Origin of the sequence: Polaromonas sp. (genome assembly GCF_010365105.1) — a bacterium.
In the GTDB taxonomy this organism is placed as follows: Bacteria; Pseudomonadota; Gammaproteobacteria; order Burkholderiales; family Burkholderiaceae_C; genus Polaromonas.
Window position 1 is genome coordinate 220,891 of record NZ_JAAFGZ010000001.1, and the last position, 22,353, is coordinate 243,243.

Genomic DNA, 22,353 nt, shown 5'->3' on the forward strand with positions numbered 1-22,353 from the left:
CTTCAGGCGGTGCCGAGGTCATCCTCGCCGATCAGCAATTTGCTGTCGGCCAGGTACTTGTGGGGCGGCACTTCCAGATTGGTGGGGGCGGGCTTGTTCAAAAACACCCGGCCCGCCAGGTCAAAGGTGGAGCCGTGGCAGGGGCAGAAAAAGCCGCCTTTCCAGTCGTCGCCCACGCTGGGGTTGCTGCTGCCTGCGGGCACACGGCTGGGCGAGCAGCCCAGGTGGGTGCAGATGCCCACGCCGACAAACACCTCGGGCCTGATCGAGCGCTGCGCATTTCGCGCGTAGTCGGGTTGCTGATCCCTCAAAGAAGCCGGGTCGGCCAGGCGGGCGTCAAGCGTTGGCAAGAGCGCCAGCATCTCGGGCGTGCGGCGCATGATCCACACCGGTTTGCCTCGCCACTCCACGGTTTTAAGGGCGCCGGGCGCAAGGTCCGAGATGTCAACTTCCACACTCGCCCCCGAAGCACGGGCGCGCTCGCTGGGGGCAAAGCTAGACACGAAAGGCACGGCGACAGCGCCCAGGCCTGCGCTGGCCGTGGCGGCCGTGAGCAGGATCATGCGGCGGCGCTCGGCGTCATGTTCGTGCGTAGCACTGGCAATGGCCGGGAACGCTGAAAGGGCAGCAGTTGGAATCATGGAGTTTCCTTCAGTAAGGTGGCCGCGCAGACCATTGCGCAAGCGGCAGGGATCGGAGCGTTTTTTGACGAGAGGATTTTTCAGGCGGGGCATGACCATCAAAACGCGCATGCGCTCTGTATTCCAAGAACCGTGCCACAGCGTAAAAATAATAAATATCGTTTAACTTCAATGCGTTACGACATTGAATAAGGTCGGCATCAGGCAGCAGAAGGGAGTTGGCCGCCATATTTGGCAGAAACTGCCAATTCAGGCATAGACTGCATGTCAGTCCAACCAAGGAGCCGCCGTGAAGCCATTGCCCGAATTGACGTCTTACCTGGAGGGCTTGAGCGAGCCGCACATCCTGTTTGACACCCAATACCGCATCCTGGCGGCCAACGCGGCTTACCGGCAGCAGTTCAGTCCGGTGCAAAGCGTGGTGGGGCGCACCTGTTATGAGGTGTCGCACCATTTCAACGTGCCGTGTGACCAAGCCGGTGAGTCGTGCCCGCTGGCGCAATCACGCGCTTCCGGCCAGCGCGAACGGGTGCTGCACCTGCACCACACGCCCAAAGGCGAGGAGTACGTCAACATCGAGCTGACGCCGCTGCTGGATGCCGATGGCGCACAGGCTTTTTTCGTCGAGAAAATGGAGCGGCTGCGGGTGGCGCAGGGTCAGCCGGCAGCTCACGGGTTGATCGGACGGGCGCCTGCCTTTCAGCACATGCTGGCGCTGGTGGCACGCGTTGCGCCCTCGCAGGCCACGGTGCTGCTGCTGGGAGAATCCGGAACCGGCAAGGAACTGGTCGCCCAGGCGATCCACGCGGCCAGCCCGCGCGCCCATCGTGCGCTGGTGGCGGTGGACTGCTCCAGCCTGCCGGAAAACCTGTTCGAGTCCGAGCTGTTTGGCCACGAGCGGGGCGCCTTCACCGGTGCCAGCACCGCCCGGGGCGGGCTGATCGAGGCGGCCAGCGGCGGCACGCTGTTCCTGGACGAGGTGGGTGATATTCCCCTGACCATGCAGGTCAAGCTGCTGCGCCTGCTGGAAACCGGCACCTACCGCCGCGTGGGCAGCACCGAACTGCGCCATGCCGACATCCGCGTGGTCTCGGCCACCCATCGCGACCTGGACCGCATGGTGTCGCAGGAGCTGTTTCGGGAAGACCTGTACTACCGCCTGAGCACGTTTCCGATTCACCTGCCCGCCTTGCGCGAGCGACGGGACGACATTGTGCTGCTGGCAGCCGCCTTGCTGGAGCGCGTGGCTCCTCAGCGCAAGCTGCGCATCAGCGAATCCGCACTGCGCTTGCTGCAGGCGCAGGATTACCCCGGCAATGTCAGGGAACTTCGCAACCTGCTGGAACGTGCAGCGCTGCTGTGCGATGGCCATACGGTCGAAGCCAGCCATGTCCAGCAGGCTTTGTCCTCGGGAAGGCGCCCGCCGGCCGGGCCGCGTCTGCCTCTGCAAGCTTTAGAGACCGGCATTTTCGGCGTTAACGGCGTTAGTGACGCTGCCGCCAGCAGCCTGAAGGACTTGACCTTGGGGCCGGGCGCTCTCAAGACCATCGAACGCGCTGCGCTGCAGCAATGGGTCAGCAGCCACCAGGGCAGCCGGGCAGATTTGGCGAACAAGCTGGGCATCAGCGAGCGCTCCCTTTACCGCAAACTCAAGGCGCTGGAATAGGTTCGGCGCCGGCAAGGGCTGCAGGTGAATGCTATTCTGGTGCCAGCATGAACAAAGCCTTCACCAAAGAAACCGATGCTGACGACGAAGACGAACTCCCCGTACCCCGTCCGCCGGCAAGCGGCAAGAACTACATCACGCCTCAGGGCTATGACCGCTTGCGGCTGGAACTGCTGGATCTGATCGACAACGAGCGGCCCAAGGTCGTCGATATCGTGCACTGGGCGGCAAGCAATGGCGACCGGTCGGAAAACGGCGATTACCTGTACGGCAAGAAGCGCCTTCGGGAGATTGACCGGCGCATCCGCTTTTTGACCCAGCGGCTGGAAATCGCTGAAATCAGCGACCCCAGCCTTCACCACGGCAACGACCAGGTATTTTTTGGCGCCACCGTCACCTATGCCGATGACCAGGGGCATGAAAGAACGGTGACCATTCTGGGCGTTGACGAGGCCGTCAGTGCAATGGGGCAGATCAGCTGGATTTCGCCCGTGGCCCGTGCGTTGCTGAAAGCGCGGACGGGCGATGAAGTGACCCTGGTCACGCCCCAGGGAATGCAGTTGCTGGAAGTGCTGAAAGTGGACTATCCGAAGGCCGGCACGGAGGCCGGGCAAGCCTGATCCGCTCCATCCACTCATGCAAGGGCCAAGCCCTTCAGGCGCTGGCCTTGATGCGCTGCACCCGAAGTACCGACGGGGCGCGCCTGACGTTGCGCATCGCTGCAGCCAGGTGAACCCGGTCGCGCACCGCCACGCTGAACTGCAGGTCGGTGGCGCCGTTTGCCGGCTCATGCCCCATGTCCACATGGGTGATGTCCACCTCGGCGCTGGCAAGCGCGGCAGCCACCTTGGCCAGCACGCCCTTGCCATTGGAGACCGTGACCATGAGATTGGTTTCAAACGTTCTGGTGGGCTCGTCTGCCCAGTCCACGGCAATGAAGCGTTCAATGTCGCGTTGCTGAAGCCGCTTGGCCACTGCACAGTCCTCGGTGTGCACAAACAGGCCTTCGCCCCGCCCGAGATAGCCCACGATGGCATCGCCGGGAATCGGGCTGCAGCAGCGGGCGAACTGGACAGAGCTTTTCTCGCTGCCGTCGAGCACCAGGCCGCCCTGCGCGATGGCTTCCTGCGGGATGTAGCGTTCCCGGCTCATCAGCAAGGCATCGGGTTTCTCGCCTTTCTCAGCCAGAAAGGCGACGATGCGCTTGGCGATCATGCTGGCAATGCGCTTGCCCATGCCGATGTCGGTCAGCAACTCGGCGCGCGAACGGTTGCCGGTGAAACGAAGGATTTTTTCCCAGGTTGCGTGATGGGCGTCGTCGTCTTCCGAAAGACGCTGCCGGTCTATGCCTTCGGCCCGCAGCGCCTGGGCAAGCATTTTTTCACCCAGTTCCTGCGATTCGGTGATCGCCATGCTCTTGAGGTGGTGGCGGATTTTTGAGCGCGCCTTGCCGGTCCGGACAAATCCCAGCCAGGCCGGATTCGGCGTGGAAACCGGCGCGGTGACGATTTCAATGACATCGCCGTTCAGCAGTTCGGTACGCAGCGGAACCTGCTCGCCATTGACCTTGGCGGCAATCGCATGGTGGCCCACATCGCTGTGAATGGCATAGGCAAAGTCGACAATCGTGGCGCCGCGCGGCATCGCCATGATCTGGCTTTTCGGTGTGAAGACGTAAACCGCTTCGGGAAACAGGTCAATCTTGACATGGTCCCAGAACTCGGCCGCGTCATGGGTTTCATTCTGGATGTCGAGCAGCGACTGCAGCCACTTGGTTCCCAGGCGCTGCGAGGTGTCGCTGTTCGGATCGGATGCCTTGTACAGCCAGTGGGCCGCCACGCCGGCCTCGGCCACCACATGCATCGCCTCGGTTCGCATCTGGAACTCGATATTGGTGCCAAACGGGCCGACCAGCGTGGTGTGCAGCGACTGGTAGCCATTGACCTTGGGAATGGCAATGTAGTCCTTGAACTTTCCCGGCAAGGGCTTGTAGAGCTGGTGCAGGATGCCCATGGCGCTGTAGCAGGTCGTCACCTCGTTCAGGATGACCCGAAACCCGTACAGGTCGGTCACTTGCGCAAAAGACAGATGCTTTTGGTCCATCTTGTGGTAAATCGAATAAAGCGTTTTTTCACGCCCGTAAATCCGAGCAGGAATTTGCGCCGTGGCAAAGGCCGCCTCAACTTCCGACTGCACCCGCTTGATCACGTCGCGCCGGCGTCCCCGCGCACGGGTCAGGGCTTTGGCCAAAATGGCATAGCGCCACGGATGCAGGTGCTGGAAGGACCGGTCCTGCAGTTCGCGGTAGGTTGAGTTCAGGCCCAGGCGGTAGGCAATCGGCGCATAGATGTCCAGCGTCTCGCTGGCAATCCGGTTCCACTTCGAGCGCGGCGCGTCGCCAAGCGTTCGCATGTTGTGTATGCGGTCTGCCAGCTTGATCAGGATGACCCGGACATCGCGCGCCATGGCCAGCAGCATCTTGCGGAAGGACTCCGACTGGTTTTCTTCGCGGGTGTTGAATTCGAGTTTTTCCAGCTTGGTCAGCCCATCGACCAGATCGGCCACCGGCGCACCAAAGCGCTCGATCAGCTCCGGCTTGCTGACATCGCAGTCTTCCATGGCGTCGTGGAGCAGCGCCGCCATCAGGGCCTGCGCATCAAGTTTCCATTCGGCGCATTGCTGGGCCACCGCAATCGGATGCGTGATGTAGGGCTCGCCACTGTTTCTTAACTGCCCCAGATGGGCCTGGTCGGCAAAGCGGTAAGCCTGCCGGACATTTTCTATGTCGGCGGCGTTCAGGTAGTCGAGTTTGGCGGTCAGGGCCGCAAAACTTGCCGCCGCCGCATTGGCTGCGGCAGGTGTCGGCTTGTGGGGAACGGCGGTGGTCGGCATTGCGTTCATATCCCTCACTGTAACCCTAGCTGAACAAAGCCAAAGGAAAGTGGCTTTAGAAAGCTTTTAAAATGAAAATAGCACCTCGAAAGGTGCTATTTTTCATGAATTCAGCAATTTTAGTTGGGGACTTTTTTCAGCATTTCCAGGCCAACCTTGCCCGCGGCGATTTCCCGCAGGGCAGTCACGGCGGGGCTTGTTTTTGCTCTCGATCCTGGCGGCATGACCCTGGCTGAGCATGCGTGCGCGGTAGGTGGCGGCCAGAACCAGCTGGAAGCGGTTCGGGATTTTTTCGAGGCAGTCTTCGACGGTAATGCGGGCCATGGTGTTCTTTCAGGTGATCGGTGAGTTATGACTTAAGGAATGTGAAGCGCCATGAAAGTTTCGGCTCTGGCGCGTCGCTGGGCTGAGTATTTCAGCCGCTGGGCATGCACAATGGTTTTCAAGTCGAAAACTGCCCTCTCAAACAACTCATTGATTATAACGAAGTCGAATTTTTGCGCCTGTGCCATCTCCACGGCAGCATTCTGGAGCCGCAACTCGATGACCTCCGCACTGTCTTCGCCGCGACGTTGCAGGCGCGAGCGCAGTTCTTCCCAGCTTGGCGGAAGAATGAAGATCAGGATCGCGTTGGCAAAAATCTGCTTGATGTTGATGGCCCCCTGGAAATCGATTTCCAGGATCACGTCGGCACCATGCGCCACCCGTTCTTCGATGGTGTGGCGCGACGTGCCGTAGCGGTGGCCGTGCACATGGGCCCATTCCAGGAAGGCATCGCGCGTCACCATGCCGTCAAACTCTTCGGTCGAGAGAAAAAAGTATTCCCTGCCATGCTTTTCCTGTCCGCGTGGCGGGCGGGTGGTGTGTGATACCGCTGGCTGGATGGCTGAATCGAGTTCCATCAGGGCTTTGACCAGACTGGATTTGCCGGCCCCGCTGGGGGCGGCTACAACAAAGAGATTTCCGGGATAGTCCATACTTGACAAGCGATGAGCGCTATTGATTTAGAAGTTGCAGAGGGTTTGAGATCATTCGATGTTCTGGACCTGCTCGCGAATCTGCTCGATCAGCACCTTCATGTCGACCGACACGCGCGTCAGTTCCAGCGACGCCGATTTGGAGCCCAGGGTATTGGCTTCACGATGAAGTTCCTGAATCAAAAAGTCCAGGCGCTTGCCCAGTTCGCCGCCGCTGGCCAGCAGGCGGTCGATTTCATCAAGGTGCGAGGCCAGGCGGGTGATTTCCTCGGCCACATCAATCCGGATGGCAAACGCGGTTGCCTCGGTCAACGCCCGATCCTGGGCGATCTCCGGCAGCACGCTGCTGCTGCCCAGCGCCAGCGCTTCTTTCCAGCGTTCCAGAAAACGGGTTTTTTGCTGCTCGACCAGTTTGGGGACCATGGGAACGGCTGATTCGGCCAGCACCCGCAACTGGGCTGTGCGGTCCAGCAGCATGAGGCTCAGGCGCGCGCCCTCGCGCTCACGCGCTGCGGTCAATTCATTCACCGCCTGCCGGGCAGTGTGAAGCAATTCCTCGCTGTAGTCATGCGGCTTTTTATCTTCGTTCGTGGCAATCCGGAGCACGTCCGCCACGCTCAGCGGCGCAGCCTGCGGCAGCCATGACTTGATGCTGTCTTCCAGCGAACCCAGCCGCTGCAGTGTGGCCGCCGAAGGCGCGCGCAGGCTGCTGGCCGCCGTGCTTTCAAGCGAGACGCGCACCTCAACCTTGCCACGCTTGAGCTTGCCGGTGAGCAACTCGCGCAGCGCGGGCTCCGCCTGACGCAATTCATCGGGCAGGCGAAAAGCCAGGTCCAGGAATCGGCTGTTGACGGACCGGATTTCAATGCCCAGCCGGGAACTGCTGCCCTGTGCCGGTTCGGTTTCTAGGGCTGGCTGCGCGGTGTTCGACTGCAGGCTTGCATAGCCCGTCATGCTGTAAACTGACATTCGCTTTTTACGCCTTCCAAAAGAGAGAAGAGACTGGGTGAACTTTCACCCGCCCCACCAGAGAATTTATGTCAAAGGTCAAGCCTTCACCCCTGCCGCCTGACACCATGATCGGGGGCTATCGCATTGAGCGAAAACTTTCGGCCGGTGGATTCGGTGTAGTTTACTTGGCCCTTGACAGCGAAGGCCAGCAGTTTGCCATCAAGGAATACCTGCCTTCATCTCTGGCCAGCCGTGCCGTTGGCGAATTGCTTCCGCAGGTACTGCCTGAAAAACTGTCGTTGTACCGCCTGGGCCTGAAGAGTTTTTTTGAGGAAGGCCGCTCGCTGGCCCAGATTTCGCACGGTTCGGTGGTCAGCGTGCTGAACTTCTTTCGCGAGAACGAAACCGTCTACATGGTCATGAACTACCTGGAGGGTGGAACCCTGCAGGACTTCATCATCACGGCGCGCGACCTGAAAAAACCCAAGGTGTTTCGTGAGTCGACCATTCGCTCGCTGTTTGACGAAATCCTGCGCGGGCTGCGCATCGTGCACCAGCACAAAATGCTGCATCTGGACATCAAGCCGGCCAACATCTTCATCACCGACGACAACCGGGCGGTGATGATTGACTTTGGCGCAGCCCGTGAGGTGCTGAGCAAGGAGGGCAACTTCATCCGGCCCATGTACACGCCCGGCTTTGCAGCGCCCGAAATGTACCGGCGCGATTCGTCCTTGGGGCCCTGGACCGACATCTATGCAATCGGCGCCTGCATCTACGCCAGCATGCAAGGCTATCCACCCAACGATGCGCCGCAGCGGATTGATAAAGACCGGCTGTCGCTGGCCTTGTCACGGTTGCGCGGCGTTTATTCCGACAACCTGATCGAGGTCGTCCAGTGGTGCATGGCGCTGGACCCGCTGGCGCGGCCGCAGTCGGTGTTCGCCCTGCAAAAGGAACTGAGCCGTGAAAGCGCTCGCCGTTATACCAAGCTAACGGTTGGCGAACGGGTGCGGCTGCAGTTTGACAGTGTGGTGTCCGACACCAAGAAAACAGCGCGCAAGGCCAATGTGATGGGTACCCGGTTCAAATGAAATTTTCGGTTTTCCAGCTCAGCCGCATTGGCGGCCGGGCCATGAACGAAGACCGCATGGGCTACTGCTACACCCGTGAGTCGGGCCTGTTTGTGCTGGCAGACGGCATGGGAGGACATCCTGAAGGAGAAGTCGCCGCCCAGATAGCCCTCGACACGATCTCGGCCCTGTACCAGAAAGAGGCCAAGCCCACCGTAGGCAATCCGGCTGAATTTCTTGCCGCTGCGGTGCTGGCAGCGCATCACCGCATCATTCGTCATGCTTCGCAAAAAGGCATGCTTGACAACCCGCGCACCACGCTGGTGGCGGCGGTGGTGCAGGGCGCCAGCGCAAGCTGGGTGCATTGCGGGGATTCGCGCCTGTACCTGGTGCGCGATGGCCAGTTGCTGATGCGCACCCGTGACCATTCTTTTCTTGAGCAGGAGCGGGCCGGGCTGAACGAGTTCGAACCCGTCAACCGCAACGTCCTGTTCACCTGCCTGGGCTCGCCCGCCAAGCCCACGCTGGAGATTGCCGGTCCGTTTGCCTTGCAGCAGGGCGACAAGCTGATGCTCTGCTCGGACGGTTTGTGGGGCAGCCTGAGCGATGCGGAGATGGTTGCGCAACTGAGCGGCCAGAGTGTTTCCACGGCGGTCCCGGCCCTGGTGGAAAGTGCCTTGCTGGCCGGAGGCGAGCACAGCGACAATGTGACCGTCCTGGCCATGGAATGGGAAACGCCCGATGCGTTTTCGCCCACGCGACTTGGCCCTGCCGACAGCGCGATGGACGGCGCTTTCGCCTCCACCCTCGACGCAGGCGGCTTTGACAGCCAGGCCGACGACCTTGATGAAGCCATGATCGAGCGCTCGATTGCCGAAATCAACGAGGCCATCCGCCGTTCGGCTGCCAGGAAAGGCTGATCGGCGCTGTTCAGCCCGCCACGGCCAGGTCTTGCATAACCCGTTTCCCCCCACTTGCTGCCGCATCCGGCGTTTTCCGGCCCGAAAATTGACACCATGCGCCTGTTCGGCCCCATCACTGCACGCGCCCGACCTGCATCACGAGTGCTTTCGTCGGCAGCGCGGCGCTGCCACGGCATTTACTATTAAATCAATAGCTGCTAACACACGCTGGATAAGCGGAAAACCCCTATTTCATCATGAAAATCGTCCTCGCATCAAACAATCAGGGAAAACTGGCCGAACTCCAGGCCATGCTGGCGCCGCTCGGCCTGGAGTTGGTCAGACAGTCTGACCTGGCCATCCCGGAAGCCGAAGAGCCGTTTCGCACCTTTGTCGAAAATGCGCTTGCCAAGGCGCGTCATGCGTCTGCCCTCAGCGGTCTGCCGGCGCTGGCTGATGACGCCGGCCTGTGCGTGGAGGCGTTTGGCGGGCAGCCCGGCGTGGACACCGCGTTTTATGCCATGCAGTTTGGCTATGCCAAGGGTGACGACAACAACGTCAAGGCCTTGCTGGAGCAGATGGCCCACCTGACGCAGCCGGCACAACGGCGCGCGGCCCTGGTCAGCACGCTGGTCGCAGTGCGCTCTGCGGACGACCCTGAGCCGTTGATCGCCAGCGGCCGCGTGGCCGGCGAAATCGCCTTGGTGCCCGTGGGCAGCAACGGCTTTGGCTTTGACCCGGTGATGTTCGTCCCCGCGTTCGGCCAGACCTTTGCACAACTGCCGGTCAACGTGAAAAATGCCAACAGCCATCGCGGCAAGGCCATGCAGCAAATGATTGAATTGCTGCGTGAACGCTGGCTGTAAACCGGACTCGAATTCCTCATGATCCAAAAAGACGTTCAGCACTACATGCGCAGCGGCACGCTGCAACTCGCCGCCCTGCCGCCGCTGTCGCTGTATGTGCATTTGCCCTGGTGCATCAGGAAATGCCCGTATTGCGATTTCAACTCGCACGAAGTGGCCGGCGAGATGCCCGAGCAGCGCTACATAGATGCACTGGTGGCCGACCTGGAGGCTTCGCTGCCGCTGGTCTGGGGCCGCACGGTGCACAGCATTTTCATTGGCGGCGGCACGCCCAGCCTGTTTTCGCCGCAGGCCATCGACCGCTTGCTGGGCGACATCCGCGCCCGGCTCAAGTTGACTGCAGACTGCGAAATCACCCTTGAGGCGAACCCCGGCACTTTTGAAAAAGATCGCTTCAAGGCGTTTCGCAGCGCCGGCGTGAACCGCCTGTCGGTGGGTGTGCAGAGTTTCGACGATGCGCACCTGAAGGCACTGGGCCGCGTGCACGATCGCGCCCAGGCGATTGCGGCGGTGGAAGAGGCTGCGCAGGCCTTCGACACCTTCAACCTCGACATCATGTATGCGCTGCCCGGCCAGACGCTGGACAACCAGGCGCAGGACATGCGGCAGGCGCTGGCCTTGGAGCCACCGCACATCTCGATCTACCACCTGACGATCGAGCCCAACACCTACTTCGCCAAGTTTCCACCGGTGGTCCCAGAAGAAGACACGGCCTACGCCATGCTCGACCAGATCACCGAAATGACCGAAAACGCCGGACTGCAGCGCTATGAAGTGTCGGCCTATGCCCGGCCCGGCCACCGCTGTTTTCACAACACCAACTATTGGCAATTCGGCGACTACCTGGGCATTGGCGCAGGTGCGCACAGCAAGCTCAGTTTTGCGCACCGGGTGATTCGCCAGGTGCGTTACCGCGAACCGAAGCTCTACATGGACAAGGCGCTTGCCGGCCAGGCGGTGACGCAGGAAACCGAGGTCAGCCGTGCCGATCTGCCGTTTGAATTCATGCTCAACGCCTTGCGGCTGCGGGACGGCTTCAAGCTGCAGGACTTTGCCGACAAGACCGGACTGCCGTTCACCACGATCCAGAAAGGGCTGGAAGAAGCCGAGCGCAAGGGACTGGTCGCGCGCGATCTGGTCCATGTCCGGCCGACCGAGCGCGGCTTTGATTTCCTCAACGATCTGCAATCGCTTTTCCTGGCTGACTGAGCCGGCATTCAAACACCATGGAACTGGAAACCTCAAGCATTGTCCTGCTGGCCGTCAGCACCGCCGTGAGCTTCGGCCTGGGGCGCACCTTCATGCATTTTCGCAGGAAGAAGCAGAAAGAAGAAGCCCAGGAACGCGAGGCGCGAGCCTTGCGCGATAGGCCTGTCGAGCCGGAATCGAAAAACAAGAGCAAACGCAAGCGGCAGCTTCAGCAGATAGAAAAAGGGCTGCCCGGTCAGAAGCGCTGAGGCGCCTCCCACCAAGCCGGAAAAGACCGCGTGATTTTTCAGGCGGACAGGGTCAGGCACCGGGAAGAGGTGCTACCTTCGGAGTGCCGATATTGGCGTTTGGAGGTGAGTGTGGCCAACCCAGAGATGAAAAAATACCAGGATGCGACAACGGCTGACAAGCTGAACAAAGACGTCCAGCAGGCACGTGAGCTCCATGCGCAGTTTTTTGCGCTGTTCGACCAGTTCAGGCCGGCCCTTCTCAATCTTGACATTGCTTCAGAATCGGTGCCGCAGGGCGATGGACCGACCCGGTTGCGGGTCATCACCCCGTTCGGCAACCTTTATGCCACCTCTGCCTACACATTTGATGACGGACATGCCGGCGCCGCCATGCTTTTTACCGACGAAAAGCGAATCGATGACCGCACCGTTTCGCGAAAACTCAATGCCGTCATCCTGGGCCGGGAGGGATACTGGATCGACTCGGACGGCGACCGGCTGAAAACGCCCTTCACCGAGATGAGCGAGCACATCGCCTATGCGGCTGTCCACAAGGCGCTGGCCGCGAAGCTGAAGGCTGACTCGGAATACGTCTCCAGTTTTACGCGCGCATTCCTGGTTTGAAGGCAAGTCCGTTTAAGCGGATTTGGGGTAAGTAGAGCGCGGCTAACAGCCGCTGATCGTGATACAACGCCGTTTTCCAGGCATTACATTGATGAAGGTAACGATGTGGGAGATGTCACCTGATTGCCGTGAAACCTGCATAAATGCCAGGGTTCCTGGCGGAAGCGGTGAGATTCGAACTCACGGAGGACTCGCATCCTCGGCAGTTTTCAAGACTGCTGCATTCAACCGCTCTGCCACGCTTCCAAGCCCGCTAGTTTAACCTCAGGCCCGGCAGGACTCGGTCCGCAATCCGAAAAATAACGCTCAGGCTGCTTGCAGCATGCCTTTGCTTTCAATGAATGCCACCACTTCGGCCAAGCCGGTGTTGGTTTTCAGATTGGTCATGACAAAAGGTTTGAGGCCTTTGGCCGTGGTGCGCATGCGGATGGTATCCAGCTGCATCACGCCGAGGTCGGCGCCCACGTAGGGCGCCAGGTCGGTCTTGTTGATGACGAACAGGTCGCTTTTGGTGATGCCCGGGCCGCCCTTGCGCGGGATTTTTTCGCCGGCGGCCACGTCGATCACGTAGATGGTGAGGTCGCTCAATTCGGGGCTGAAAGTCGCCGCCAGGTTGTCGCCGCCGGACTCGATGAACACCACGTCGGCATCGGGGAATTCCTCCAGCATGCGGTCGATGGCCTCCAGGTTGATCGACGCGTCTTCGCGTATCGCCGTGTGCGGGCAGCCGCCGGTTTCCACGCCCATGATGCGTTCGGCGTCCAGCGCGCCACTGACGGTCAGCAGGCGCTGGTCTTCCTTGGTATAGATGTCGTTGGTGATGGCCACCAGGTCGTATTTGTCCTTCATCGCCTTGCAGAGCATCTCCAGCAGGGTGGTCTTGCCCGAGCCGACCGGCCCGCCGATACCCACGCGAAGGGGCGGAAGTTTCTTGGTGCGGTTGGCGATGTGATGCAGGCTCATGGGAATACTTTGAAGGATTAAAGAAGGCGGGGTTTCGTCAGGTCGTCAGGAGCGAAACAGCCGCGAATACTGGGTTTCATGCTGGGCAGACAGGATCGCCAGCATGGGTGAAAACGCCTGGCGTTCGCTGTCGGGCAGTTGCAGGGCCGCTTCGACGGCGGCCGGAATGTCGCGGCTCAGACGCGCCAGGATGCGCTGGCCGGCGCTCTGGCCCAGCGGCACGGATTTCAGCGCGGCCTGCATCATGTTCTCGGCCCAGCCGAAGGCATAGGCCAGCATGCAGTCGCCCGTACCGGCCGCCGTTTGCGATGCCGCCAGCGAAAAAGCCACCGGATAGGTTGGCTGCATGCGGGCGCAGGCGGCAATATGGTCGGCATTGGCGCCGTCATGGTTGCGCAGCCAGTCGAGCAGCGAACGGCCCATCTGTTCGGCCTGCAGGCGCAGCTCGCTGGTTTCGCGGGTCTGCAACACCCAGTCGTTGAGTTGCCGGATGCGCGTCAGGTTTGATTTGCGCCAGGCTGGAATCGCCTGGGCAATCACAGCCAGGTCGCCGCGCGCCAGCGTCAGGTGGAGCTGGTCAGCAAGCCAGTCGGATGCTCTACTTTCAGTAGCTACTCCCGCCCGGTCCACGGCCGCTTCAAGCACTTCCGAGTATGAAAATCCACCCACGGGCAAGGCCGGGGAGGCGAGCCAGATCAGCTGGAGCAGGCTGGCCGCTGGCAGGGTTTCGGCCGCTTGCGTCATCAATCCCGTGCCTGTGTCATTGGCTGTGCGGTTTGCGTGGGTGGATCTGGATGGCGACGGGCTGGATGGCCGCATGCGCATGCGCATGGCCGTGGCCGTGGTTGCAGTCCGGTCCGTGGACATGGGCTGCTGGCGGTGTGGCGGCGGCTGGTGGCGCCTGATTATGGCCATCGGCATGGCTGTGTCCGTGACTGTGGCCGGAAGAACTGTACGCGCCGCCTTCGGGCTCGAAGGCTTCCTCGACTTCCTGCACCGTCAGATGCATGGCGCGCAGCATGTCGGCCAGCACATGGTCGGGCTCAATCTTCAGGTGGTCGGGTTGGAGTTCAATCGGCACATGGCGGTTGCCCAGGTGGTAGGCGGCGCGGGTCAGGTCGAAGGGCGAACCATGCGCTGCGCAGGCCGTGATGCGCAGCACCGGTTGCGGCGCGGCGATGACGCGGATCATCGAACCGTCTTCGGCAATCAGCACATCGCCGCCGCGCACCAGCGTGCCGCGCGGCAAGAACACGCCGAACTGGCGGCCCAGCGAATCGGTGGAATCGAAGCGGCTTTTCTGACGCACGTCCCAGTCCAGTTCAAGGGTGGCGGCGCGCTTGAGCAGCACCGGCGCGAGGCCTTTGCCTTGCGAAATGAGTTTGGAGATTTGAAGCATCAGGCGATTAAAACAAAAAGTAGCGCTGCGTCATCGGCAAACTGGTGGCGGGCTCGCAGGTCAGCAACTGGCCGTCGGCGCGTACCAGGTAGGTCTGGGGGTCGATTTCCATGGTTGGCAGGTAGTCGTTGTGCACCATGTGCTGCTTGCGAACGCCACGGATATTCTTCACCGCGCTCAGTGTCTTGGCCAGCCCGAAACGCTGCTGGATGCCAGCGGCCAGCCCGGCCTTCGAGACAAAGGTGAGCGAGCCTCTGGCCAGCGCACCGCCAAACGCGCCGAACATCGGCCGGTAATGCACTGGCTGCGGCGTCGGGATCGAGGCATTCGGGTCGCCCATGGCGGCCATGGCGATGAAACCGCCTTTCAGGATGATCGACGGCTTGATGCCGAAAAACGCCGGCTTCCACACCACCAGGTCGGCGAACTTGCCGACTTCGATCGAGCCGACCTCGTGCGAAATGCCGTGGGCAATCGCCGGGTTGATGGTGTATTTGGCGATATAGCGCTTGACGCGGAAGTTGTCGTGGCGCTCGGTGTCCCCGGGCAGCTTGCCGCGCTGCTGCTTCATCTTGTGGGCGTTTTGCCAGGTGCGGATGATGACTTCTCCCACGCGTCCCATAGCCTGGCTGTCGCTGGACATCATGCTGATGGCACCCAGGTCGTGCAGGATGTCTTCAGCCGCAATGGTTTCCTTGCGGATGCGGCTTTCGGCAAAGGCCAGGTCTTCGGCAATGCCGGCGTCCAGGTGGTGGCAGACCATCAGCATGTCCACATGTTCGTCGAGCGTGTTGACGGTGTAGGGCATGGTCGGGTTGGTGGAAGACGGCAAAAAATTCGCCTCGCCGACCACCCGCAAAATGTCCGGCGCATGGCCGCCGCCCGCGCCTTCGGTATGAAAGGCGCACAGCCCCCGGCCCTTGGTGGCGGCAATCGTGTTCTCGACAAAGCCCGATTCGTTGAGCGTGTCGCTGTGGATGGCGACCTGCACATCGGTTTCTTCGGCCACGTCCAGGCAATTGCTGATGGCAGCCGGCGTCGTGCCCCAGTCCTCGTGCAGCTTCAGGCCGATCACGCCAGCGTTGACCTGCTCGTGCAGCGCGGCGGGCAGGCTGGCGTTGCCCTTGCCCAGAAAACCCAGGTTCATCGGAAAGGCATCGGCGGCCTGCAGCATGCGCTCGATGTTCCACGGCCCCGGCGTGCAGGTGGTGGCGAAGGTGCCGGTGGCCGGGCCGGTGCCGCCGCCCAGCATGGTGGTCACGCCCGAGGTCAGCGCTTCCTCGATCTGCTGCGGGCAGATGAAATGGATGTGCGAGTCGATGCCGCCGGCTGTGACGATCATGCCCTCGCAGCTGATGATCTCGGTGCCGGGGCCGATGATGATGTCCACGCCGGGCTGCACGTCGGGGTTGCCGGCCTTGCCGATGGCGGCAATGCGCCCGCCCTTCAGGCCAATGTCGGCCTTGACGATGCCCCAGTGGTCGATGATGAGCGCGTTCGTCATCACCGTGTCCATCGCGCCTTCGGCGTTGGTTCTTTGCGACTGTGCCATGCCGTCGCGAATCGTCTTGCCGCCGCCGAACTTGACTTCCTCGCCATAGCTGCCGGTGCGCAGGGTGTAGTCGGCCTCGACCTCGACCAGCAGGTCGGTGTCGGCCAGTCGCAGCCGGTCGCCCACCGTAGGGCCGAAGATTTCCGCGTAGGCGCGGCGTCCCATGCTTGCCATCAAAGCGCTCCCTGAATGAGGCCGCGAAAGCCGTAAATCTTGCGTTCGCCGGCGTAGTCCACCAGTTCGACCGTGCGCTGCTGGCCGGGCTCGAAGCGCACTGCGCTGCCCGACGCGATGTTCAGCCGCATGCCATGCGCGGCCTTCCGGTCAAAGCCCAGCGCCGCATTGGTTTCGGCAAAGTGGTAATGCGAGCCGACCTGGATCGGCCGGTCTGCGGTGTTTTGCACGATCAATGTCACGGTGCGCCGGCCTTCGTTGAGCAAGTGGTCGGGGCCGTCGGTGAAGAGTTCGCCGGGGATCATGGTGTTTCCTTTCAGGCCAGTTGGGCCAGCAGCGCCGCGCCCAGCGCTGCCACGCCGGCACCGGCCACGCGGGCCGTCCAGACGTTGTCGCGCAGGGACAGTCCTGCCATCAGGCCGGCGGCATGCAGCGTCACGGTGGTGATGAGCATGCCCAGCAGCGGCGCGCTGATGTGGGCAGCGCCCGCCAGCTCGGCGCCATGCGCCACGCCGTGAAAGAGGGCGAACACGCCGACCAGCGCTGCTGCCAGCGCGGCGGGCAGGCGCGCACGCAGCGCCACCAAAAGACCCAGCACCAGCACCGAGGCGGCAATCATGGGTTCCACCGCCGGCAATTCAATGCCCGCCAGCCCCAGCAGCGCGCCGACCAGCAGCATGGCGGCAAAGGCCAGCGGCGCGGTCCACAGGCGGCGTGCCGTCAGGGCGCTCCACAAGCCCACGGCCAGCATGGCCGCCAGGTGGTCCAGGCCAGTGAGCGGGTGCAGCAGGCCGTCCAGGAAACCAATGTCTGAATGAACGGCAAGATCAGTGCCAATATGGGCTTTTGCGCTTGTCATCATTGCGCAGGCAGCTATCAAAAAAAGAGCGTGTGGCAGTTTTCTGGACATGGGGATGATTTCCTCTGAAATGAAGTCTAAATAATGGCTGTAGCGCATGCTGCTATTGAACAAGAAGCTATCAAAAGATGAGTAAATGAACAGGTGCCTCAGACAATCGGCTGATGCACCGTGACCAGCTTGGTGCCGTCGGGAAAGGTGGCCTCGACCTGGATGTCGGGGATCAGTTCGGCAATGCCGTCCATCACATCGGCGCGGGTCAGGATGGTGCGGCCTTCGCTCATGAGTTGCGCCACGGTCTTGCCGTCGCGCGCGCCTTCCATCACGGCGGCGCTGATCAGTGCCACGGCTTCGGGGTAGTTGAGCTTGAGTCCGCGCGCGCGCCGCCGCTCGGCCAGCAGGGAAGCGGTAAAAATCAGCAGCTTGTCTTTTTCGCGGGGCGTCAGTTCCATGGGCTCTTTCGGGTTCGGCAGTTCCAAAATTGAAAATTGCAAGATTGATGCCATCGGCTTGCGGGCCACCCGCCAACGGACAGCGCCGGTGTGGCACAGAAGGTGCAGCAAGGGTGAACCGCTCACTTTGCCTGTCTATCCTCCCTACCTTCATGGACGCCGCAGCCACACCTTTGTCGCCACCGCCACCGCCACCGCCACGACCCGGCATGCCCACAGGTTCTCCGGATGAGGGCCGGGGCGCAGGCGCCGAACCCGAAATGGCCGTGCAGCGCATCATCAAGGTCAGGCGCGACTACAACAGCTGGGTCGCCAGCGAAACCATGGAAGACTACGCGCTGCGCTTCACGCCGCAGCGTTTTCGCAAATGGTCGGAGTGGAGGGTGGCCAACACCGCGTTCGGCGCCGCCTCGTTCCTGATCCTGGAGGCCGTGGGTGCCACGCTGCTGGTGAAATACGGCTTCACCAACGCCTTCTGGGCCATCATGGCGACGGGGCTGATCATTTTCCTGGCTGGCCTGCCGATCAGTATTTACGCCGCGCGCTATGGCGTGGACATGGACTTGCTGACGCGTGGTGCGGGCTTCGGCTACATCGGCTCGACGCTGACCTCGCTGATCTACGCTTCCTTCACCTTCATTTTTTTTGCGCTGGAAGCGGCGGTCATGGCCTATGCGCTGGAACTGGCGTTCGGCATTCCGCCCCGATGGGGCTACCTGATTTGCGCGCTGGTGGTGATTCCGCTGGTCACGCACGGCGTTTCGACGATCAGCCGGCTGCAGGTCTGGACGCAGGGCTTGTGGCTGGTCATGCTGGTCGTGCCTTTTGTGTATGTTTTCATGCACGCTCCTGGTGCCTTTTCGGGGGTGGTGGACTATGCGGGCGAGAAAGGAACGGGCGGCGCCTTCAATCTGCATCTTTTTGGTGCAGGCCTGACGGTGGGGATTGCGCTGATCACGCAAATGGGCGAGCAGGCCGACTATCTGCGCTTCATGCCGGTGCAGACAAAAGCCAATCGCTGGCGCTGGTGGGGCGCGGTGCTGGTGGGCGGACCGGGCTGGGTGCTGCTGGGCGTGGTCAAGATGCTGGGCGGCGCGCTGCTGGCGTACCTGGCCATTTCCAACATGGTGCCACCGGACCGCGCCGTGGACCCGAACCAGATGTACCTGGCCGCCTATGAATATGTGTTTCCGGATTACGGCTGGGCCATCGGGGCGACGGCACTGTTCGTGGTGATTTCGCAGCTCAAGATCAATGTGACCAATGCCTATGCCGGCTCGCTGGCCTGGTCGAACTTTTTCTCGCGCCTGACGCACAGCCATCCGGGGCGCGTGGTCTGGCTGGTGTTCAACACCCTGATCGCCTTCATGCTGATGGAAATGAACGTGTTCCAGGCACTCGGCGATGTGCTCGGGCTGTACTCGAACATCGCCATTGCCTGGGTCATGGCGGTGGTGGCCGACCTGGTCATCAACAAGCCGCTGGGCCTGTCGCCGCCGGGCATCGAGTTCAAACGCGCCCATCTTTACGACATCAACCCGGTCGGCGTGGGCGCGATGGCGTTGGCGTCGCTGCTGTCGGTCACGGCGCACCTGGGGCTTTATGGCGAGATGGCGCGGGCGTTCTCGGCGGTGATTGCCATGGCAACCGCCTTTGTGGCAGCGCCGCTGATTGCCTGGGCCACGAAGGGGCGCTACTACATCGCCCGCCAGTCCCCGCTACCGCCTGTCATTGGGCTCTACAAGCGCCATGCCACCCAGCGATGCGTGATTTGCGAGCGCAGCTACGAAGGCCCGGACATGGCGCATTGCCCGGCCTACCAGGGGCCGATCTGCTCGCTGTGCTGCACGCTGGACGCGCGTTGCGGCGACCTGTGCAAGCCTCAGGCCTCTTTGTCGGCGCAGTGGTCGGCTGCGCTGCGCTGGCTGCTGCCGCGCCGCATCTGGCCCTATCTGGAAACCGGGCTGAGCCATTTCTTGCTGCTGATGGGGGTCATCGTGCCGCTGCTGGCCAGTCTGTTCGGGCTGCTTTACCGCCAGGAGGTCAGTTCCCTGGCGGAACTGGCGGCGTCCGAGTCCGCCTTGCGCTCGGGGTTTTTGAAAGCCTACATGGCGCTGCTGGTCATGGCTGGCCTGGTCGCCTGGTGGCTGGTGCTGGCGCACAAGAGCCGGCAGGTCGCGCAGGAGGAATCGAACCGCCAGACGCATCTCCTGATGCAGGAGATCGAGTCGCACCGGCAAACCGACGAAGCCTTGCAGCAGGCCAAGCTGGCCGCCGAGCAGGCGCGCCGTATTGCCGACCAGGCCAACCAGGCCAAGAGCCGCTACATCAGCGCCATCAGCCACGAGTTGCGAACACCCCTGAACAGCATCCTGGGCTATGCGCAACTGATGGGGGAAGACGCCGGAATTCCACCGCACCGCCAGCAGGCCGTCAGTGTCATCAAGCGCGGTGGCGAACACCTGCTGTCGCTGATTGAAGGCACGCTGGACATTGCCCGCATCGAGGCGGGCAAGCTGACGCTCAATGTCAGGCCGATGCAGTTCGCCGACTGCGTGCATGAGATGGCTGGCATGTTCGAGTTGCAGGCGGCGGCCAAGGGCCTGCGCTTTGTGTTTGAAGCCGTCGGCAACCTGCCTGAACTGGTGCGCGCTGATGAGCAGCGGTTTCGGCAGGTGCTGATCAACCTGCTGGGCAACGCCATCAAGTTCACCGCCAAAGGCCAGGTCACTTTCCGGGTGCGCCATGCGCGTGAAATGGCTTACATCGACATCGAGGACACCGGTCACGGCATGAGCGCGGCTGAACTGGACAATATTTTCGAGCCCTTTGCGCGCGGCAGCACCGCCGGCCAGAGCGTGGGCGGTGTCTCGGGCGCTGGCCTGGGACTGACCATTGCCAAGATGCTGACCGACCTGATGGGCGGCGAGATGACAGTGGTCAGCACGCCGGGCAAGGGCTCGGTGTTTGTCATCCGGCTGTTTTTGCCGGAAGTGCATCGGGCAGCGGGCAGTTTTCCGGCGACCCAAGTCAGTGATGCCCGGCGTCGGCCCCAGGGCTATGAAGGCGAGCGCCGCAAACTGCTGGTAGTGGACAACGAGGAGCCTGACCGCGAATTGCTCGTTCACCTGCTCGAACCGATGGGCTTCGAGATGCGCACCGCCGCCAGCGGCCACGACTGCCTGGATCTGCTGGCGGCAGGCTATCGGCCCGATGTGATCTTCATGGACCTGGCCATGGCCGGCATTGACGGCTGGGAAACGCTGCGCCGCGTGCGCAAAGCCGGGCACAACAAGGACATTCAGCTGGCGATTGTCTCGGCCAATGCCTTCGACAAGGGCATTGACAATGACGTGGGCATACGGCCTGAAGACTTCATTCTCAAGCCGGTGCGCCACACGGAACTGATTGACTGGCTGGAGCGAAAGCTGGGATTGCGCTGGCAGTATGAAGCACCGCCCGTGAACGCTGAACCGGTGGCGGTGACAACTGCGCCGCCTGTCTGGCCCGATGCCGCCCAGCTCGCGGGCTTGCTGGAAGTCGTCAACCTGGGGTTTTACCGTGGCATCCTGAACAAGCTGGCAGAGATTGAAAAGCAGCAACCCGCCACCGCTGCCTTTGTCGAGGAAATGCGCCTGCTGGCGCGCCAATTCCGCTTTGAAGCCATGGCCAGCCAGCTCACCCAGAAAGAACCCGGCCATGAACAAGATGCCTGATGAACCCTCTGCGATCACCGACCGTCGCCTGGACGACACGCTGGACCGCGCCAACAGCGACGTGGTGCTGATCGTGGACGATGTGCCCGACAACCTGTCGGTGCTGCACGACGCACTGGATGAATCGGGCTACACCGTGTTGGTGGCGACCAGCGGCGAAGCGGCCTTGCAACGCGCCCGGCAGGCCCTGCCCGACATCGTGCTGCTCGACGCGATGATGCCGGGCATGGACGGGTTTGAAGTTGCACGGCAGCTCAAGGCGATGCCTGAAACGGCCCATATCCCGATCATCTTCATGACCGGCCTGACCGAAACCGAGCACCTGGTGGCCGCCCTGCAGGCCGGCGGCGTCGACTATGTCACCAAGCCGATCAAGCCCAAGGAAGTGATGGCGCGTATGGGTGTGCATTTGCAGGGCGCACGCCGGGCCCGGCAGGAAGTGCGGCAGGCCGGGCAGGCGCGCAACGCCCTGGATGCGTTCGGCTACGCCAGCATGACGGTACGGATGAATGCCAACGGCCAGGGCGACGGCAAACTGATCTGGCAGACGCCGCTCGCGCGTGATCTGCTTATGCGCTACTACGGCACCACCGCGCCGCAAACGCCCGAGGCGGTCCTCGACTGGCTGCGTCGCCACCTGCCTGATGCCGAGCGCCAGATCGAGCCGCCGCGCCTGACGGTAGAGCAGGGGCCGCGCCGCCTGACGTTCCGGCTGCACCAGCAAACCGATGACAGTGACAACGGCGGCGACTGGCTGATCGTGATGCGTGAAATTTCGGACGATGCGGTGTTGCAAGCCCTCGGCCTGAGCTTCAAGCTGACCGCCAGAGAAGCCGAGGTGCTGTACTGGGTGGTCAAGGGAAAGGTCAACCGAGACATCGGCGAGATTCTGGGGTCCAGCCCGGCAACAGTGAAAAAACACCTTGAACGCGTGTACGCCAAGCTTGGCGTGGAAACCCGCACCGCCGCTGCCGGCCGGGCCATGAACCGCATCCGTCAGCTGCATCCGCAATTTGAATGCTGAATGAACAACAGCCGCTGATTGGCTGCCCGGTTATAATGGTGGGTTCGGTAACGCATCAGCGTTTTTCATCGAAGTCTTTACTACACCCGGCTTCTTTCTCAAATGCGGCGCTTCCCAGAGCCCGAATTCCCAGCGATCTGGCACTGCTTTCAAGGTTTTTCAGCTTTGATGCCCACAGCACTG

22 protein-coding genes, 1 tRNA gene and 1 pseudogene are annotated in these 22,353 nt (G+C 61.9%); 11 read left to right on the forward strand and 13 right to left on the reverse strand.

The window, feature by feature from the left end; translation table 11 throughout:
* Positions 1-2: 2 nt before the first annotated feature.
* On the reverse strand, positions 3-641 hold the full coding sequence (gene petA / locus GZ092_RS01035) for a ubiquinol-cytochrome c reductase iron-sulfur subunit (RefSeq protein WP_293633707.1): 639 nt from the start codon (positions 639-641) through the stop codon (positions 3-5).
* An 18-nt stretch (positions 642-659) separates the two neighbouring features.
* Between petA and GZ092_RS01040 the strand changes: the two genes are divergently transcribed.
* The 3 genes from GZ092_RS01040 (at position 660) to greB (ending at position 2,927) form a co-directional block, all read left to right on the forward strand.
* Positions 660-833, forward strand: coding sequence for a hypothetical protein (locus tag GZ092_RS01040; protein WP_293633708.1), 174 nt, complete (start codon positions 660-662; stop codon positions 831-833).
* A gap of 97 nt (positions 834-930) precedes the next feature.
* Positions 931-2,307 carry a sigma 54-interacting transcriptional regulator gene (locus tag GZ092_RS01045; protein WP_293633709.1) on the forward strand — a complete coding sequence of 459 codons (1,377 nt, stop codon included), beginning with the start codon at positions 931-933 and terminating at the stop codon, positions 2,305-2,307.
* A gap of 47 nt (positions 2,308-2,354) precedes the next feature.
* Complete coding sequence (gene greB, locus GZ092_RS01050; protein WP_293633710.1) at positions 2,355-2,927, forward strand: transcription elongation factor GreB; 573 nt, start codon at positions 2,355-2,357, stop codon at positions 2,925-2,927.
* A 34-nt stretch (positions 2,928-2,961) separates the two neighbouring features.
* On the opposite strand, the gene GZ092_RS01055 is transcribed toward greB, so the two are convergent.
* From GZ092_RS01055 to GZ092_RS01070, 4 genes and pseudogenes are all read right to left on the reverse strand, one after another.
* Positions 2,962-5,199: a bifunctional (p)ppGpp synthetase/guanosine-3',5'-bis(diphosphate) 3'-pyrophosphohydrolase gene (locus GZ092_RS01055; RefSeq protein WP_293633880.1), complete on the reverse strand. Its 2,238-nt coding sequence runs from the start codon at positions 5,197-5,199 to the stop codon at positions 2,962-2,964.
* A 119-nt stretch (positions 5,200-5,318) separates the two neighbouring features.
* A pseudogene (gene rpoZ, locus GZ092_RS01060) lies at positions 5,319-5,523 on the reverse strand (DNA-directed RNA polymerase subunit omega).
* 32 nt (positions 5,524-5,555) lie between these two features.
* Positions 5,556-6,176: a guanylate kinase gene (gene gmk / locus GZ092_RS01065; protein WP_293633711.1), complete on the reverse strand. Its 621-nt coding sequence runs from the start codon at positions 6,174-6,176 to the stop codon at positions 5,556-5,558.
* 51 nt (positions 6,177-6,227) lie between these two features.
* On the reverse strand, positions 6,228-7,145 hold the full coding sequence (locus tag GZ092_RS01070) for a YicC/YloC family endoribonuclease (protein ID WP_293633712.1): 918 nt from the start codon (positions 7,143-7,145) through the stop codon (positions 6,228-6,230).
* 68 nt (positions 7,146-7,213) lie between these two features.
* Here GZ092_RS01070 and GZ092_RS01075 point away from each other — a divergent pair, with 68 nt between their 5' ends.
* The 6 genes from GZ092_RS01075 to GZ092_RS01100 all read left to right on the forward strand — a co-directional run bounded on the left by GZ092_RS01075 (position 7,214) and on the right by GZ092_RS01100 (position 12,031).
* On the forward strand, positions 7,214-8,221 hold the full coding sequence (locus tag GZ092_RS01075; protein ID WP_293633713.1) for a serine/threonine-protein kinase: 1,008 nt from the start codon (positions 7,214-7,216) through the stop codon (positions 8,219-8,221).
* A complete protein-coding gene (locus GZ092_RS01080; protein ID WP_293633714.1) occupies positions 8,218-9,120 on the forward strand; it encodes a protein phosphatase 2C domain-containing protein in 903 nt (300 codons plus the stop codon). The genes GZ092_RS01075 and GZ092_RS01080 overlap by 4 nt, the downstream gene beginning before the upstream one ends.
* A gap of 239 nt (positions 9,121-9,359) precedes the next feature.
* The gene (gene rdgB, locus GZ092_RS01085; protein ID WP_293633716.1) at positions 9,360-9,968 is read left to right on the forward strand and encodes an RdgB/HAM1 family non-canonical purine NTP pyrophosphatase; all 609 of its coding nucleotides are present in this window, start codon (positions 9,360-9,362) and stop codon (positions 9,966-9,968) included.
* A gap of 18 nt (positions 9,969-9,986) precedes the next feature.
* Positions 9,987-11,177 carry a radical SAM family heme chaperone HemW gene (hemW, locus tag GZ092_RS01090; RefSeq protein WP_293633718.1) on the forward strand — a complete coding sequence of 397 codons (1,191 nt, stop codon included), beginning with the start codon at positions 9,987-9,989 and terminating at the stop codon, positions 11,175-11,177.
* 17 nt (positions 11,178-11,194) lie between these two features.
* On the forward strand, positions 11,195-11,425 hold the full coding sequence (locus tag GZ092_RS01095; protein WP_293633720.1) for a hypothetical protein: 231 nt from the start codon (positions 11,195-11,197) through the stop codon (positions 11,423-11,425).
* 111 nt (positions 11,426-11,536) lie between these two features.
* Positions 11,537-12,031 carry a hypothetical protein gene (locus GZ092_RS01100; protein ID WP_293633722.1) on the forward strand — a complete coding sequence of 165 codons (495 nt, stop codon included), beginning with the start codon at positions 11,537-11,539 and terminating at the stop codon, positions 12,029-12,031.
* Positions 12,032-12,187: 156 nt separating this feature from the next.
* On the opposite strand, the gene GZ092_RS01105 is transcribed toward GZ092_RS01100, so the two are convergent.
* The 8 genes from GZ092_RS01105 to GZ092_RS01140 form a co-directional block, all read right to left on the reverse strand.
* A tRNA-Ser gene (locus GZ092_RS01105) sits at positions 12,188-12,277 on the reverse strand.
* Positions 12,278-12,337: 60 nt separating this feature from the next.
* Positions 12,338-12,994, reverse strand: a complete 657-nt coding sequence (gene ureG, locus GZ092_RS01110; RefSeq protein ID WP_293633724.1) for an urease accessory protein UreG — start codon at positions 12,992-12,994, stop codon at positions 12,338-12,340.
* A 45-nt stretch (positions 12,995-13,039) separates the two neighbouring features.
* Positions 13,040-13,738, reverse strand: a complete 699-nt coding sequence (locus tag GZ092_RS01115) for an urease accessory UreF family protein (RefSeq protein WP_293633726.1) — start codon at positions 13,736-13,738, stop codon at positions 13,040-13,042.
* Between the two features lie 16 nt (positions 13,739-13,754).
* Positions 13,755-14,393, reverse strand: coding sequence for an urease accessory protein UreE (gene ureE / locus GZ092_RS01120; protein WP_293633728.1), 639 nt, complete (start codon positions 14,391-14,393; stop codon positions 13,755-13,757).
* A 7-nt stretch (positions 14,394-14,400) separates the two neighbouring features.
* Positions 14,401-16,119 (reverse strand): urease subunit alpha, encoded by a 1,719-nt coding sequence (gene ureC, locus GZ092_RS01125; protein WP_293633730.1) that lies wholly within the window; start codon positions 16,117-16,119, stop codon positions 14,401-14,403.
* Positions 16,119-16,424, reverse strand: coding sequence for an urease subunit beta (locus GZ092_RS01130; protein WP_293633732.1), 306 nt, complete (start codon positions 16,422-16,424; stop codon positions 16,119-16,121). The genes ureC and GZ092_RS01130 overlap by 1 nt, the downstream gene beginning before the upstream one ends.
* A gap of 11 nt (positions 16,425-16,435) precedes the next feature.
* Complete coding sequence (locus tag GZ092_RS01135) at positions 16,436-16,981, reverse strand: HupE/UreJ family protein (protein ID WP_293633734.1); 546 nt, start codon at positions 16,979-16,981, stop codon at positions 16,436-16,438.
* A gap of 146 nt (positions 16,982-17,127) precedes the next feature.
* Positions 17,128-17,430 carry an urease subunit gamma gene (locus GZ092_RS01140; protein WP_293633736.1) on the reverse strand — a complete coding sequence of 101 codons (303 nt, stop codon included), beginning with the start codon at positions 17,428-17,430 and terminating at the stop codon, positions 17,128-17,130.
* Between the two features lie 209 nt (positions 17,431-17,639).
* Here GZ092_RS01140 and GZ092_RS01145 point away from each other — a divergent pair, with 209 nt between their 5' ends.
* Together GZ092_RS01145 and GZ092_RS01150 are read left to right on the forward strand one after the other, a co-directional pair.
* A complete protein-coding gene (locus GZ092_RS01145; protein ID WP_293633738.1) occupies positions 17,640-21,146 on the forward strand; it encodes an ATP-binding protein in 3,507 nt (1,168 codons plus the stop codon).
* Entirely contained in the window at positions 21,139-22,170 is a 1,032-nt protein-coding gene (locus GZ092_RS01150) for a response regulator transcription factor (RefSeq protein WP_293633882.1), read from the forward strand. Before GZ092_RS01145 ends, GZ092_RS01150 begins: the two co-directional genes overlap by 8 nt.
* Positions 22,171-22,353 lie beyond the last annotated feature (183 nt).

What these genes read in the sequence shown, in the direction of transcription:
- petA (WP_293633707.1), bottom strand. Translation starts at nt 641, where the DNA reads ATGATTCCAACTGCTGCCCTTTCAGCGTTCCCGGCCATTGCCAGTGCT.
- greB (WP_293633710.1), top strand. Translation starts at nt 2,355, where the DNA reads ATGAACAAAGCCTTCACCAAAGAAACCGATGCTGACGACGAAGACGAA.
- GZ092_RS01055 (WP_293633880.1), bottom strand. Translation starts at nt 5,199, where the DNA reads ATGCCGACCACCGCCGTTCCCCACAAGCCGACACCTGCCGCAGCCAAT.
- gmk (WP_293633711.1), bottom strand. Translation starts at nt 6,176, where the DNA reads ATGGACTATCCCGGAAATCTCTTTGTTGTAGCCGCCCCCAGCGGGGCC.
- GZ092_RS01070 (WP_293633712.1), bottom strand. Translation starts at nt 7,145, where the DNA reads ATGTCAGTTTACAGCATGACGGGCTATGCAAGCCTGCAGTCGAACACC.
- GZ092_RS01075 (WP_293633713.1), top strand. Translation starts at nt 7,214, where the DNA reads ATGTCAAAGGTCAAGCCTTCACCCCTGCCGCCTGACACCATGATCGGG.
- GZ092_RS01080 (WP_293633714.1), top strand. Translation starts at nt 8,218, where the DNA reads ATGAAATTTTCGGTTTTCCAGCTCAGCCGCATTGGCGGCCGGGCCATG.
- rdgB (WP_293633716.1), top strand. Translation starts at nt 9,360, where the DNA reads ATGAAAATCGTCCTCGCATCAAACAATCAGGGAAAACTGGCCGAACTC.
- hemW (WP_293633718.1), top strand. Translation starts at nt 9,987, where the DNA reads ATGATCCAAAAAGACGTTCAGCACTACATGCGCAGCGGCACGCTGCAA.
- GZ092_RS01095 (WP_293633720.1), top strand. Translation starts at nt 11,195, where the DNA reads ATGGAACTGGAAACCTCAAGCATTGTCCTGCTGGCCGTCAGCACCGCC.
- ureG (WP_293633724.1), bottom strand. Translation starts at nt 12,994, where the DNA reads ATGAGCCTGCATCACATCGCCAACCGCACCAAGAAACTTCCGCCCCTT.
- GZ092_RS01115 (WP_293633726.1), bottom strand. Translation starts at nt 13,738, where the DNA reads ATGACGCAAGCGGCCGAAACCCTGCCAGCGGCCAGCCTGCTCCAGCTG.
- ureE (WP_293633728.1), bottom strand. Translation starts at nt 14,393, where the DNA reads ATGCTTCAAATCTCCAAACTCATTTCGCAAGGCAAAGGCCTCGCGCCG.
- ureC (WP_293633730.1), bottom strand. Translation starts at nt 16,119, where the DNA reads ATGGCAAGCATGGGACGCCGCGCCTACGCGGAAATCTTCGGCCCTACG.
- GZ092_RS01130 (WP_293633732.1), bottom strand. Translation starts at nt 16,424, where the DNA reads ATGATCCCCGGCGAACTCTTCACCGACGGCCCCGACCACTTGCTCAAC.
- GZ092_RS01135 (WP_293633734.1), bottom strand. Translation starts at nt 16,981, where the DNA reads ATGATGACAAGCGCAAAAGCCCATATTGGCACTGATCTTGCCGTTCAT.
- GZ092_RS01140 (WP_293633736.1), bottom strand. Translation starts at nt 17,430, where the DNA reads ATGGAACTGACGCCCCGCGAAAAAGACAAGCTGCTGATTTTTACCGCT.
- GZ092_RS01145 (WP_293633738.1), top strand. Translation starts at nt 17,640, where the DNA reads ATGCCCACAGGTTCTCCGGATGAGGGCCGGGGCGCAGGCGCCGAACCC.
- GZ092_RS01150 (WP_293633882.1), top strand. Translation starts at nt 21,139, where the DNA reads ATGCCTGATGAACCCTCTGCGATCACCGACCGTCGCCTGGACGACACG.